10 protein-coding genes and 1 tRNA gene are annotated in these 15,090 nt (G+C 43.9%); 3 read left to right on the top strand and 8 right to left on the bottom strand.

Annotated elements, in window-relative coordinates:
- Nucleotides 1–7: 7 nt before the first annotated feature.
- From JW841_11410 to JW841_11385, 6 genes are all read right to left on the bottom strand, one after another.
- On the bottom strand, nucleotides 8–625 hold the full coding sequence (locus JW841_11410) for a DUF4194 domain-containing protein (protein ID MBN1961544.1): 618 nt from the start codon (nucleotides 623–625) through the stop codon (nucleotides 8–10).
- Nucleotides 626–638: 13 nt separating this feature from the next.
- The gene (locus JW841_11405; protein ID MBN1961543.1) at nucleotides 639–2,096 is read right to left on the bottom strand and encodes a DUF3375 domain-containing protein; all 1,458 of its coding nucleotides are present in this window, start codon (nucleotides 2,094–2,096) and stop codon (nucleotides 639–641) included.
- A gap of 243 nt (nucleotides 2,097–2,339) precedes the next feature.
- The gene (locus JW841_11400; GenBank protein MBN1961542.1) at nucleotides 2,340–3,542 is read right to left on the bottom strand and encodes an MFS transporter; all 1,203 of its coding nucleotides are present in this window, start codon (nucleotides 3,540–3,542) and stop codon (nucleotides 2,340–2,342) included.
- An 82-nt stretch (nucleotides 3,543–3,624) separates the two neighbouring features.
- A complete protein-coding gene (locus tag JW841_11395) occupies nucleotides 3,625–5,220 on the bottom strand; it encodes an Rne/Rng family ribonuclease (GenBank protein MBN1961541.1) in 1,596 nt (531 codons plus the stop codon).
- Between the two features lie 120 nt (nucleotides 5,221–5,340).
- Nucleotides 5,341–6,789: a sigma-54-dependent Fis family transcriptional regulator gene (locus JW841_11390; protein ID MBN1961540.1), complete on the bottom strand. Its 1,449-nt coding sequence runs from the start codon at nucleotides 6,787–6,789 to the stop codon at nucleotides 5,341–5,343.
- 12 nt (nucleotides 6,790–6,801) lie between these two features.
- Entirely contained in the window at nucleotides 6,802–8,346 is a 1,545-nt protein-coding gene (locus JW841_11385) for a response regulator (protein MBN1961539.1), read from the bottom strand.
- Between the two features lie 131 nt (nucleotides 8,347–8,477).
- On the opposite strand from JW841_11385, the gene JW841_11380 reads away from it, so the two are divergent.
- The 3 genes from JW841_11380 (at nucleotide 8,478) to secG (ending at nucleotide 10,983) form a co-directional block, all read left to right on the top strand.
- Nucleotides 8,478–10,127: a ribonuclease J gene (locus JW841_11380; GenBank protein ID MBN1961538.1), complete on the top strand. Its 1,650-nt coding sequence runs from the start codon at nucleotides 8,478–8,480 to the stop codon at nucleotides 10,125–10,127.
- Nucleotides 10,128–10,335: 208 nt separating this feature from the next.
- Nucleotides 10,336–10,422, top strand: a tRNA-Leu gene (locus tag JW841_11375).
- Nucleotides 10,393–10,983: a preprotein translocase subunit SecG gene (gene secG / locus JW841_11370; GenBank protein MBN1961537.1), complete on the top strand. Its 591-nt coding sequence runs from the start codon at nucleotides 10,393–10,395 to the stop codon at nucleotides 10,981–10,983. Before JW841_11375 ends, secG begins: the two co-directional genes overlap by 30 nt.
- Before the next feature lie 43 nt (nucleotides 10,984–11,026).
- On the opposite strand, the gene JW841_11365 is transcribed toward secG, so the two are convergent.
- On the bottom strand, nucleotides 11,027–12,181 hold the full coding sequence (locus JW841_11365) for a putative DNA binding domain-containing protein (protein ID MBN1961536.1): 1,155 nt from the start codon (nucleotides 12,179–12,181) through the stop codon (nucleotides 11,027–11,029).
- 509 nt (nucleotides 12,182–12,690) lie between these two features.
- On the bottom strand, nucleotides 12,691–15,048 hold the full coding sequence (locus tag JW841_11360) for a chromosome condensation regulator RCC1 (protein MBN1961535.1): 2,358 nt from the start codon (nucleotides 15,046–15,048) through the stop codon (nucleotides 12,691–12,693).
- Between the last annotated feature and the right edge of the window lie 42 nt (nucleotides 15,049–15,090).

The raw sequence follows: 15,090 nt of genomic DNA, 5'->3' as shown, positions 1-15,090 counted from the left end.
GCAAAGCTTAAATATTAAGTGTACTATGCTCACGATACTCGGCTAAGCGTTGCTCAAATTCATTTAACCACTGTGCATCAACAAAGGCTTTAAGAATACGTTTGACTTCAATCTCATTTTCATTGCTTCGCAAGCGGCGTATAAAACCCAAATCAATAACTTTATTAATAAGTGTATCAATGCGATCAACTAAGCGAGCCTCGTTACCGCTATCGGCTAAAAAAACACGCATAAGATCTATTATCTGCTCGCGGTTTAAAATTAGACGAGAGTCAGCCCCTTGGGCATCACTTTCAATCAATTTTTGGCGCAAAAGAACTAATAGCAAACTAACCGCATAAGGAAGGGGACGACGTGGCACTAGCCTTGGCAATTCAGCCTCGCCGTCAACAGGCGAGTGTTGGCGTAAATACGCATAACCCTCTGCATCATCAATGATAAGCTCTAGCCCCATTAGTGCGATATGCTCACGTACACGGCTTTGCATATTAATTAATGATTGCCACAGGTTATTGTCGTTGTCGCGGTAGGTGATGCCTTTCATTAAAGTAATTAACACCACAGAGAATGAGTAACTACTATTAGATTCATTTTTTATGTTTTTATTAGCTTGCTCGACATTCATGATGCCCTCTGATTTATCGACTAAAGATTACAAGCGGTAAGGTTGCTTGCCGCTTTAGTTGTAAGCCGTCACCGCTATCATGCTCATCGTTATCATGCCATACGATAGTCTCTTTAACTTTATCATCAATAATTGCTGAGCTATCATTAGAAGCCAAACCAAGATATGTAACTAGCTCACTAAGGCCATGCTCAAGCGGATATAACTCAGTAAGTTGAGCTAATGAAATTTGGTTACGTGTTTGTAAAACACGACGAATACGTTTTTGCAGCTCGGTATGATTTACATAAGTATGATCAAAAAGTCTATCGTCAATAACGCCTTCACCCTTTAAAATAATTTGCTCAGTAATATGTGGTTTAAAGGGTATCGAAAAAAGTGGCTGTTCCATTGCCAACTTGACAGCAGGTGTTTGCGCATCAAGTTCAATAAAATTACCTGATGGCGGACAATTACGTAGCGCAAGCGCATGATGTTCAATATCGCGAATGATTTGCATAATGCGTCGGTTTTCTAGCCATACCTTATCATCAAGAAAACGACGTAACTCAGATGATAATTTTGCAACTGTACGTTGAGTTACTTCGCCAGCTTCGAGCCAATCAAAATGAACGCGTAAAAGTCGTGGGTCAGGGGTAAGTGAACGTACCGGTTTGAGTGCAAAGGCTTGCTCAAGTAGCTTTGAGAGTTCTTCTTGTCGTGCTGGCGACATTAAAAAATCCCAAAAAGCACGAAAGCTACGGCCTTGATCAGAATCACTAATCGCATCATGTTCGCCAAAAATTTGATCAAGTAAATCACCCTTATTGCCCTCCCAAGTAGCAATATGCTCACGTAGAGAACGATCGAGATCACGAAAGTTTTGCTCTACTTCGCGAAAATCTGAAAGTAATCCACGAGCAGTGTTGGCCATTTGCAAAAAGCTATCTTTAACTTGTATCTCGTCCATCATATCGATGTGACCGTCATGAACTCGTTGTATCTCTGTTACTAATTGCTCTTGACGACGTTTTAGATCTGCAAGTCGTTCTTTAGGATCTGTTTTGGTGCCTTCGATTAATTGACGTAATAAATCAAAAACCATACGTAGACGTGATTCGGTACCAACAAATGGTCGATGTTGTAAACTCGCTAACCACTCAATAGTTTTCTCAGTAGCGGGGGTAAGATCAAAATGAACTTCATCACTGTCAATTGGATAATATTTGCGTAACCATCCTCGATTAGCAGTTGTCCAATCATTAAGGTACTCTGAGGCAGATCGCGGATAAATAATATCACCATTTATTTCACGTAGATGAAATAAATAATCATCAAGCTTAGATGTTAACTCTTCTTCTTTTATGGTGCGAATGTTTGGCAGAATAAAACTACGGTATAAAAAACTAATAATTAATGGTGCATGATCAGCGGCCAACAGACGCCAACCTGGATGATTTCGCCGTAATGCTTCTAGTTCTTGCAAATCCATTTAGCAGTGCAAAACATATAGTTAGTATTTTTAAAAGCACAAGAGTTGGCGTTTAAATATTAGACGCACCCATAACATGTAAAGACAAATATTATGATTAACCAAAACAAAAAAAGGTGAGATTTCCCATTTTTGACAGTTTAAGATTGTTTATAGCCACAAATTTTATCTAGTATGTATATGTCACTAGCCAAACTCTATTTCTTGAGCATTGGTCCCTATTTCAGTAGTGATTTTGATGCGTTATCTGTTAGGACGATATCGGCGTGATAAAGTAATTAAGATCGCAGTCATTGCTAGCCCGGCATCAACACCAGCGATCATAAGTATAGTGGTAGGCAAACTTATTGCTGATGCGATAGCCCCAGTAGCAAATGGAAAAATGAGTGCTCCAAGTGATGCTGCTGAAGTGCAAATACCGATCGCAGTTGAGTTGCCTTGATATTCTTCGCCTAGAATACTAACTATAATCGGATAACATCCTGAGAAAAACAAGCCGGTGAGAAAAACACATGCCCAGGTGTATAGCGGGCCTAAAGCGCTTGGTGAGGTTAGAAAAACTGTGGCGGTATAAAAAACGACACTTGCTGAAGCTAATAAAGCTAAGGTTAAATTTTGACGTCTAGGTTTAATTACAAAAGAGAGTAATAATCGGCCCGCCAAAAGACCGATCCAAAATAGTGATACCATCCAGGCGGCTTGAGAATTAGTAAAATCACGATAACGAGCAGCAAATTCGGCAATCCATCCATTATATGTTAGTTCAACTCCGACATAGAGAAACATCGCAATAATTAACGCCCAAAAAAGTGGATGATGCCACGGCAATTTGCCATCATCATTTGATTTTGAATCTGATCCTGAATTGGTCGCGCTAGGTTGCGCGAAGGTTTGTAATAAAACTAAAATACAAATGCCAAATACCATGACTCCGGCACCAGAGAAAAAACTGCTAAAAGAAACGCTTATTTTAGTGAGAATACCAATTGCAAAAGGACCACATGCCGCACCGATACAAAAACCGGCATGCATAAAATTCATTAAGCGACTTTCACCTGGTTTTTCCATGCGAACTACAACGGTATTAGTGATCACTTCAGCGATACCAGTACCGGCGCCCAGCAGAAATAGCATAAGTGTGTTAATGGCTATTGCTGGCCATTTGCCAAACAGTATTAGACTGCCACTAAGTATTGAAAGGCCAATAACGAGCAGCAATTTATTGCTGAAACGCTGCATGAGATGGCCACATGCCACAGAAGCGAGAAAACTTCCTAAAGCGCTTACCGCCATAAGAAAACCAACAATGAGAGTATTCCAATGAAAACCATCGATAATTTGTGGTAGAGTTGCGCCAAAGATCGTTACTGAAATACCAATGGTAATAAAGTTTAAAAGTAAAGCATAATATAGCGACTTCTGACTTTTGGTTAAATGATCAAGCATGTTGCTGCTCATGACATAATTTTTTAATGTAAGCCATTTTTATACATTAAAACGATAGGGAAATTTATACCTGCAAGCATACCTAATCAGTGACAATTTCGTAGTGTTCGCGATGAAAACTATCACGTGCTACTGGAATGATCTGAGTATTATAAGTCGTTTCAATCTGTTCAATTTCTGCGGTGGTCGCAGCATAAAGATAAGCAGCCATTGACGAACTCATGCTAACATGTACACGCCTACTAGGTGAAGTTACTAATATGCGTACAATAGCACGCAATAATTCATGCGCCACAGTTGCTAGACTTTTAACAAACCCGCGACCTTTGCAATAGGGGCAATCTTCAGTAAGTATATTGCCAAGACTGTCACGTACTCGTTTGCGCGTCATTTCAATAAGGCCGATTTCACTCATACGTACAATAGCTGTTTTAGCGCGGTCTTGTTCAAGAGCAAGCGCCAAGGCATTAAGAACTTGTTCACGATTATCAGCGCTAGTCATATCAATAAAGTCGATGATGATAATACCGCCAATATTACGTAACCTTAATTGATATGCTATTTCTTTAACGGCTTCGAGATTGATTTGGGTAATGGTATCTTCGAGGCTACTTTTGCCAACAAAACGGCCAGAATTTACGTCGATAGCCGTTAGCGCTTCGGCTTGATCAATGATAATGTAACCACCACTTTTAAGCCAAACTCTACGATCTAAAGCGCGAGCAATTTCAATTTCGACTCCATAATGATCAAAAATTGGTAAGCGACCGCGATAAACCTCTAAACGAGATTCAATATCAGGATAGAGTTTTTTCATAAAATCGCTGATGCGTTTATGATCTTCTGCAGAATCGCAAATTATTTTTTCAACTTCTTCACTGAAAAAATCACGTGCGGCTCGTAAGACTAAGTCGAAGTCTTCAAAAATTAAGCTGGGTACCGGCCCACTAGCACCACGTTTTTCAATGTTAGCCCACAACTGCATCAGCATTTTTGCTTCGCGACGTAAAACGATTTCATCGACTTCTTCAGCAACCGTTCGTACTATAAAACCTATACCATTATGTTGTTCTGAGGCTAAAATATCACGCAGTCTTTCTCTTTCAACAGGTTCGGCGATACGATGAGAAACACCAACATGATCAGTAAAGGGCATCAGCACTAAATAACGACCAGGCAGCGCAATGTGACGAGTTAAACGAGCACCTTTTTGTCCTAAAGGCTCTTTTTGTACCTGCACTAGTATTTCTTGCCCAGTTTTTAATACCTCAGCGATGTTGGCTAAAGGCGCTTGTCTAAAACCTCGCCGTTGCGGCGTAAACGTTTTGCCTGAACGGTAGATCTCACTAGTATCAGTAAGGTCTACGGTGTTTGCCGTGTCGTCGGTATCTTCTTCATCGTCAGGATCCACTGCAATGTCATTTTCGTCACTATTTGCAAGGATAGCCGGACGAGGTATTGCGTCATTAACATAAAGAAAACCAGTACGTTCAATACCAATGTCTACAAAGGCGGCTTGCATTCCGGGCAAGACCCGTACTACGCGACCGCGGTATACATTACCAACTACCTGGCGATCAGCACGGCGTTCAACATGCAGTTCAACTGGTGTCCCATTTTTAAGTACTGCTAAACGTACTTCAGTATGATTCGAGTTTATAATTAATGTATTAACCATTGTAATACGACCTTTGTATACTTAACGATTATCTCTTGGTTAATTCATAGTGTTTACCAAAAGCAAGTGGTTAATATATGTCATAATCATGTTTTTATTGCACACTTTTAGTTACATTTTTTATCCCTCAATGTCATTTTTAAATCCATGAGCACTTATATGATAGCGTTTTAGCATACGTCTAAGGTTTGAACGGTCGATACCAGAACGACGCGCCGCTTCAGAAAGATTACCATCAGTGGTAGCTAATAAATCAGCAAGATATCGTTGTTCAAAATCTTCGAGCAATCGCGCCCGCGCAGTGCTATATGGGGCGCTAGAAACTGAGCCAATAGTGGGCGAATCAGCAACTATGGTTGCGCGTCGTTTAGTATGGCTGCCGCCGGCTGAAACGAAGGATGGTAAATCTGCTACATCAATACGATCAGAATTGCATAAGGTAGCTGCATGTTCAATGGCATTATTGAGTTCGCGAACATTGCCTTGCCAGCTGTATTTTACTAAAGCAGCCAGTGCTTCGTCAGTGAAGCCATGCACATCAAGGTTGCTTTTTTGGGCAATTTTATCGAGTAAAAATTGCGCAATAAGTGGGATATCTTCACGACGTTCTCGAAGTGGCGGCAATTCCATACGAAAAGTGGAAATTCGATAAAATAAATCTTCGCGAAATCGCCCTTCATGTATGGCACGTTCAAGATCGATGTTGGTAGCAGCTATTACTCTGACATTTACGCTGCGGCTTTTTACCGCACCAACTGGGCGCACTTCGTTTTCTTGTAAAACGCGCAGCAAACGAACTTGTGTTTGCATAGGGATATCACCAATTTCATCGAGAAAGAGCACGCCGGTATTAGCTGCTTCAAATAAACCACGATGGCTGGCAATTGCGCCAGTAAAAGCTCCGCGTTCATGGCCGAATAATTCACTATCAATAAGTGTTTCGGTCATAGCGCCACAATTGACTGCCACAAATGGGGCATTACTACGGTTTGATTGTGAATGTAAAGCGCGCGCTGCTAATTCTTTACCCGTACCACTTTCCCCACATATCAATACTGGTGCAGTAGAATCGGCAATTTGATTGATTAGATCTCGAACGCGATGCAGAGCGCGACTTCCACCTATCATTGTTGTTGAAGGGCTTAAAGCATCAAGACGTTTACGCAAGGTATTATTAAGCAGACGCATGCGGCGGCGTTCGACGGCGCCATCAACACGGCGTACGGCGATATCAAGATCTTCAATAGGTTTACAAAGAAAATCATAAGCACCGGATTGAATAGCCAACACGGCGGTTTGAATAGTACCATGACCGGTAATTACAATAACCTCAGTATCGGGTTGCAAGCGTCGTAAATCATTAAGTAGGGTTAAACCATCGATACCAGGCATGCGAATATCTAAGAGAGCTACGTCAATCTCGTTATCTTCAAAATATGTGCGCGCAGCCACTGCATCTGAAAAAAGTACAACCTCGTATTGGTCACCGAGAATTTCTTTCCATGATTCTAAAATTACGCGTTCATCATCAACTACTACAATCCGTGGCAGATCTTTAGATATAGCCATTAGTAGCCCTCATCAAGTCGTTGCTACATCTTGTGCTAGAGGTAGACGTACTTCAAAGCACGCACCACCTTCTTCGGTGTTTTCAACTTTTATTGAGCCATGATGGTCACTCATAATGCCATGCGAGATGGCAAGCCCAAGACCAGTACCTACACCTTCTGGTTTGGTGGTAAAAAATGGTTCAAAAATACGCTCACGCAAATCATCAGTTATTCCTTTGCCTTGATCAGTTACCGATAAAAGAACATCACCGCCATCAACGGTTACCACCACTTTTACCTTACCGTCTTTAGGACTTGCATCAATGGCGTTTTGCACCAGGTTAACCAATACTTGCTGCAATTGATTAGCGTTAGCACGACAACGTACTGCAGTCGAGATATACTCAGTATCTATTGTAATATTATTGCCATGAAAAAGAATTAGTGCCTTTTTAGTGACTTCTACAGGGTCGATAATATATTGTTCAGCTGGTTGCGGCTGACGAGCAAAACTTTTTAAGCTCTGCACCGTATCACGACAACGAATTGCACACTCATAAATTATTTCGTGATAGCGAGACAATTTCTCTGCTACTACTCCTGGTTTTTGTGCGAGCTGCACAAAACTTAAAATACCGTGCAGTGGATTATTTATTTCGTGGGCAATCCCACCAGCGAGTCTACCGACTGCTGCAAGTTTTTCCATTTGTGCGGCTTCGTTTTCAAAAGCGACTTCACGGGTGATATCACGATAAGTGCAAAGATGAGAGATTGGTACTCCCGGCAGTTTATAAGCACGAGCATCCATAAAGTAATTACGATTATTCCGATGCATAGTTAATCGTGAAGCGCCGCTGGTTAAAGGGCATTCTTTGCAAGGTTCGATATTTTGAAAAAGCGCTTCATGACAAAGTTGCCCTTCGAGTTCTTCGGCAGTTTGATTGGCTATAGTTGCAGCGGCATCATTAGCGCCTTCAATGTGCATATCAGCACTAATGATAATAATGGCATCTAAAATGGCGTTAAGAGCGACATCCCAACGCCTGCGAAAACTCATAATAGCTTTATCACTTGCTTCAACTTGATTTTGCAGGCGCTGATTAAGATATACTAGTTCTTCATTACGATTACGTACACGCTCTAATAAGATCGCATGCTCTTTGCGGATGCGACAGTGGTTAATCGCCTGGCGTAACACAGAAACAAGCACTTCACGTTTCCAAGGTTTGCGCATAAACCTACTGATGCCAGCATCATTAATACCACGTTCGAGAGCACCTTCGTCGGCATAGGCGGTTAATAGTATGCGCTCGGTTTCTGGCCATTTTTCGCGTACACGAACCAGAAATTCAACGCCATCGATTTTTGGCATACGATAGTCAGAGACTACTACTGAGAATTCGTTATCTTCGATAAGTTTAAGCGCCTCTTCTGGGCTGCTGGCTGTTTTTACCGGCCATCCTTCATATTCAACTGTGCGACGTATGGCTTTCAAAACCTCTTCTTCATCGTCAACAACTAAAACTGGAAGTTGATGGATCATACCAACATCATCAGAAAGCAAGGATTGCGCCATCGCGATCCCCCTGATTCTACGAGGCTTTAAGAGCCCTGGCAGATCACAAAATACTGGGTTGAGATAACCCACGAGTAAAGAATACCCCCGATTACTCGTAATTGCGAGAGAAGTATGTAATTAGTTAAAATATGTTACGTATAGTTTCTTTAGGCGGGCTAGGGCACATCGGTGGCAATATGATGGCCATCGAGACTAGCACTGCAATGGTGCTTATTGATTGCGGTTTGTTATTTCCCAATGAATACCAGCCAGGTGTAGATTATGTTATTCCTGATATTTCTTATGTGACCGAACGCATTAAAAAATTATGTGGGGTTGTACTTACCCACGGCCACGAGGATCATATTGGTGCCATACCCTATGTATGGCACCAATTAGGTGTGCCAATTTATGGTTCTCGTTTTACTTTGGCGTTAGTTGCCGCCAAACTTATTGAATTTCCAGAATGTAAACCTTGCTTAAATATACTCAATGAACTTGAAACTATTAGCTTTGGTGATATTGCCATAACCCCAATTGCGGTTACGCATTCGATTCCCGGTGCCTTTTCTCTAGCGATAAAGACCAAAACAGGTTTGGTTATCCATACTGGTGATTTTAAAATAGATAACGAACCGCTTGATAATCGTCATACCGATATTGATGCTTTGCGAGCTTTTGGTGATGCCGGTGTTTTAGCGTTGTTATCTGATTCGACTAACATTGAAAGAGTTGGGCATACTTATGGTGAAAAACTAGTTGAGCGAAATTTAGCTGATATTATTCGCGATGCGCCCTTTAGAGTAATTGCTACAACATTCGCTTCTAATATTTTTCGTTTATGTTCAATTATTAATGCATCGCAAGCTGCTGGTCGTAAAGTAGTGTTAGCTGGTCGCAGTATTGAGCAAAATGTGCAAATTGCTATTGAGCAAGGTTATTTAAAAGTAAACTCTGATACCTTATTAAAGCCAGCCGATTTTTCTTTATTACCACGCTCAGGAGTAACGGTTTTAGCCGGTGGCAGTCAGGGTGAACCATATAGTTCATTATCGCGCATAGCTAATGCGCGCCATGCTGATATAAACATTGAACCAGGAGATCGAGTTATTTTATCTTCAAGGCGTATTCCCGGTAACGATCGTGCGGTTGCTGCAGTGGTTAATAATCTTTATCGACGTGGTGCTGAAGTAATTGATGACCGCACCATCGGTGTTCATGCTTCTGGGCATGCTTTTTATGATGAACAAAAGGCGATGTTGCAATGGTGTCGCCCGCAATATTTTATTCCGGTACATGGTGAATATCGGCATTTATGTCGTCATGCAGAATTAGCTCGTTCATGTGGGGTGGCAGCCGAAAACGTATTTATTTTAGAAGATGGTGAGCCCATTGAGTTTACTCAAAAGGGTCGTAAAGTTATAGCGTATCGAGGTGAATCTATAACTGCTGGTTTTGTTTATGTTGATAGTAAGCGAGTGGGCGAGGTTGGTGAGACGGTTTTGCGTGACCGGCGTATGCTTGCCGAAACCGGAATAGTGCTTTGCATCGTAGTTATTGATGAAAACGGTAGTATTGCCGCAGGGCCGCATGTAGTTACGCGCGGTTTAATGCAAGAAGATGATAGTCAGGCATTAGTATTTCAAGCAACTGCTGAGGTTAAAGAAGCATTAAGCAACCTTGAACCTCACGCTGATCAAGCAACACGGTCTAATGAAGTGCGATTGACTTTACGGCGCTTAATAAGGCGCGAATTTGACCGTCGACCGCTGATTATACCAGTGATAATGAGTATTTAGAGTTTGTTTGATTTATTCTTGCTTTGCTGTATTTTTATAGCTGTTTATCTAATTTTGATAGATAATTCAAGGATCTAATCTGCGTCGTTGAGGGGTAAAACAATGGCTAATTTTTTTAAGTAGATTTAGCTTGCGCGTTGACATTTAATGCAAATGACTGCTATTTCGCCCGCCTAGCCCGGTACCAGATGGCTATTCCGGGTTTAACGCGGCAGTGGCGGAATTGGTAGACGCACCAGCTTGAGGGGCTGGCGGTAGAAATATCGTGGGAGTTCGAGTCTCCCCTGCCGCACCAGTCAACTTAAGCCTACCAGTAAGAAATGTAATTATGCAGACTTTGCTTACAATTATTCATGTTGTCGTTGCAGTATTACTTTGCATTTTTATTTTATTGCAATCTGGCCGTGGCGGCGGCATGGGAGCAGCCTTAGGTGGTGCTAGCTCTCAGATATTTGGTGGTCGTGGTGCTAGCAGTTTTATGAGTCGAATCACCTCAGTTTCAGCTATCATTTTCTTTTTAACATCATTAATTTTATCAATGATGAGTTCGCGCCAGCATTCGGTTGTGGCTGCCAGCGCAAAAGCTGCGGCTGAAGCAAAAGCTAATCTTGAGGCTAGTGCAAAAGCAAAAGAGCAAGAAAAAAGTAACGCTGCCGCTACTAAAGATAGCACCACTAGTGCCACAACTAAAGACGCCAAAGCTGATGACGCTGCTACGGGCGCCAGCGCTGATGCAGATAAAAAAGCTACAACTACTGAATCAGCCAATGAAAACAAAGCTGCAGATGCGGCAGATGATAAGAAACCTGCTGATGCTGAAAAAGCCGCTGATAGTGATAAAAAGTCTACTGAGTAGAAGTAATTAAAGATCCCCGCTTAGTTTATTTCGGTGCCAATCATTAGTTTTCTTTTCTTGGTATCGTCGCAATAAATACATTTCGATCATGGTCTGAAAGCAAACTCAACTCTGGCGCAGCAGCCAAAGCACGTCGAATGCCTGTGCCTATCCCACGATATGGTAATTCCTTGGTGGCAAATGATGCGATGAGTGGGTTTCGCATATTTGAGACACCATACCGTATGTGCTCAACCGAAAGATTGTTCGGTAGGCATCCAGGGCTAATCAGTTCTATGCGATTATCAAAAATAAAGACACGCCACGGAGTTGAAATAAAATAATCGCGGTGAAGCAGCATGTTCACTACAAGCTCTTCTAACGCCTGGGGTTGCACTTCAAGATCACCTTGAGTATTTACACCTTTGTTTCCCTGGACATGCCTAAGATTACGCGTAAGAAAAGACATTGTGTGTGTATGCAGGTTTTTTAGACAGCCTTCGATATCCTCACTGTCACGATATTTATTGCCGGTAGGCTCATTTCCCACAAATGATACAGCCTTCACCACAAACACTGGCCGATAACGCTGTGGATTGCGGCCAAAGAGAAGAACACTTGCCAAATTCAAGACTCCATCTTTTGCCAACCCAATATTTTCAAGTGTTCTCTTCAAAGACTCAGGCGTTGTATCCAGTGGCTCGTTGTATTGTTTTTCAAAAAACGCACGAAAATGTTCCACATCAATATCCGCAGGGCTCGTGTCAGCAATTGGAACCTCATCAGCATAAACAAGACCAAGGGATTGAAACATCCTCTGAATTTCTTCACGTGCGGTCACTTTGCGCTTATCCGCACCAGACTTCACCCAAATGATGCCCTTGTTGTCGGCATAGGGCTTTGACACGCCCTCAAAAACCGTGACTACCATGACAATGGCATTGTCAACATTGACATTCTCAGTCTCAACATTGATGGATGGCCGCACACCATTTGTTGCGGTGTTAGAAAGAAGTTGATTGATCCTTCGAATGTCCTCGGTTTGAAGACCTTTCACTGAACCTTGGTCATTAACTCCGACTAATATCGTCCCACCCTTGCTATTAGAAAACGCAACAAGATCGCCACCGAGTGATTCTGAATTAGTAATGTCTTGTTTGAATTGAGTGCGGCTATCTTCGCCGCGCCTCACCAAATCATTTAGTTCTTTTGCATTCATGGTTCATGCACTCCTTGGCTATTTTTGCGGTAGCACAAGTCATCAAATACTGATCTTTAGGGCCTTATGCAAACTATATAGCAGTTGCCGCTTGAAGTGATTATAGCAAGACGCGACAGACCATAGACGAAAGTGCATCTATTCTTGATCGTTTTCATTGTTGGCGCTAGGTTCGCGCTGAATTGCAGGGGAGTTCACCCAACAGAGTAGAAAGCTGGGCGCTTTTTATTAAGGGTAGAAGATTCCTGAACCCTGGGTCTGCGTTGAAGACATCGCGAGTCAGGACAAACCCAAGCAAGATAAGAGAAAGCAATGAACGCCGTGATCGCACCTGACCACAACTATTTTGCCAACCTCATCTGGAAAATTGCTGACCTATGGTCATGAAGATCAAATGTGTAAGACTTTTTTTATATGATGATCTTTGTCGTTGGCATTAGCGAGAAATAGATGAACAAGTATCTCGAATCAAATTATTGCCTGTGCTGTTACATATACTGAGTATTTTTCTAGGGAGCTACAGCTACGGGCTGGGTGCTCCAAGCTTTTCCATCGCCGAGCTGGCCCATGTTGTTCAAACCCCAGCACCAGAGACTGCCGTCACTCTTTATAGCGCAGGTGTGTCGCGCACCAGGTGCGGCGCTAAGCCAATCGCTGTCAGTAGCAACAGGATTGGGAATAATGTGCTGGTTCGTTGTTCCATCGCCAAGTTGACCCGAGCCGTTGTATCCCCAGCACCACAACTTACCGTCTTGCTTTGTTGCGCATGTCGAACTTGAGCCTGGAAACACATTTGCCCAGTCACTGTCGAACACCTGGGTAGGAAGGTTACGGTTGGTGCCGTAGGTTCCATCTCCAATTTGGGCCGAGTCATTTCGTCCCCAGCACCATAACGTGCCGTCATTGCGCACCCCACACGTGTGTTCCTGGCCAGCAATTACAGTGAGCCAGTCAGCGGTATTGCTCGATTGATGAGGAACGTTGTACTCGTTTGTTGTACCGTCGCCGAGCTGGCCGTAGTCGTTAGCACCCCAACACCAAAGCGTACCATCTATTTGGATACCGCAAGTATGACGCGCGCCCGCAGTAATGGTGAGCCACAACATGTTGCCATCGGTGAGAACCGGAGAACTCTCATCCGTACCGGCTCCCGCAGTGCCAATTCCAAGTTGTCCGTTATCGTTCTTGCCCCAACACCACAAGCTGGCATCTGATCTCAGGGCGCAGACATGCTTACTGCCGACGTCCACGTTACTCCAGTCGTCTCCTACTAAAAACAGCGTAGCACGGTCATCGGTAGTTCCGTCACCGAGTTGGCCGTTTTTATTGTCACCCCAACACCAGAGTTCACTATTTAGCCGAGTGCCACAAGTCGTGACTGCGCCAATGCTAATCTTATCCCAATCTAAAGCGTCACCCACGCGAGTGGGCTCCTGTCGGAGCATTTTCGTTGGGTCGCCGAGCTGGCCTGTGCCATTGTAGCCCCAGCACCATAGGCTACCGTCCGTTCGCGTGGCGCAGGCGCTATTATCCGTGGTTACGACTTGCACCCAGTTGCCTTCGTTACCGATACGCTGGGGAGTCATCGTGTAAGCTACCTGTCCGTCGCCGAGCTGCCCCATATCGCGCGCTCCCCAGCAAAATACCTGTCCATCAGTGCTCATGGCGCAGGTGTGGCGTAGTCCACAACCAACTAATAACCAATCGGTGTTGCTAGCGACGCGAGTTGGTACGTTGCGCTCAATTGTCGAATTGTCCCCAAGCTGTCCCTTGTCGTTGTAGCCCCAGCACCACAAGCTGGCGTCGGTGGCAATAGCGCAACTATGCCACCGGCCAGCAGCGACCGATTTCCAGGTGGTCTCGGCAGCGATTTGTCTTAGACTTTGCGTTGGTTCGTTTGTGCCATCGCCGAGTTGCCCGTAGTCGTTACGGCCCCAGCACCAAAGTGAGCCATCGTTTTGGATACTGCAAGTATGTTGGTAGCCAGCGCTTACCATCAACCAGTTGCTGTCTTTGCCGAGACGGGTAGGTGTTGATTTGGCTATACCCATTGCAAGACCTGTTTGGCCGTCTACATTGCTGCCCCAGCACCAAAGTGAGCCATCATTTTGGATACCGCAGGTATGCCGATTGCCGGTTGCTGCCGTCTTCCAACTTGCATGAGTAATCTCTTGGGTAGGAAAATCTTTGTCTTCGTAAGTGTCATCCCCCAGTTGGCCGGACACGTTTAGACCCCAACACCACAGACTTTTGTCTTTCTGAATAGCACAGGTGTGCTCACTGGCGAATGGTGTCACCCATTTCGCCCCGAAATTCGCCTCAAGATCTACCTCGATGGGTACAGTGCTGTTGATAGTCGAGAAATGAAGTGGATATATACCACCGTTATACCCCCAACACCACAAGCTACTGCTCTTACTCGTGCTGCATGTATGCGAGTTGCCTGCAGTTAAATGCACCCAGTCGTTGGCTAAGCCTACCCTTGCAGGAAAACTGCGAGGAACGATATCATCGCCGATGCCTAGTGCACCATTAATGTTTGCTCCCCAGCACCAGAGACTACCGTCGGTGCGGACACCACACGTATGAAGGCTGCCGACAGCCATCTGCAAGTATACCTTCGAACCGGTTGGGTCGCCGCCGGGGTCGCCGCCGGGATCGTTACCGGGATCGTTACCGGAATTGTTATTGGAGTAGGTATTGTCGGTACCCTCATTTTTATTTGGACTGCTTCCTTCAGATGAGTCATTCGACTCCGAGTCATTGATAATAATGTTATCAGCATGCTCGGTGTTGACAGCCTTGTCGCTGTTGCAAGACAGCGAATAGACGCCATGAAGTAGCAGTATAAATGTACAGGCGCGCATTTGGTATTACTCGCCGATTATCGGCGCTCCGTCTATTGCGGT

It is taken from the genome of Deltaproteobacteria bacterium, from assembly GCA_016931625.1.
GTDB lineage: Bacteria > Myxococcota > XYA12-FULL-58-9 > XYA12-FULL-58-9 > JAFGEK01 > JAFGEK01.
The sequence above is the reverse complement of the archived record's forward strand: the minus strand, read 5'-3'. Positions and strand labels throughout refer to the sequence as shown.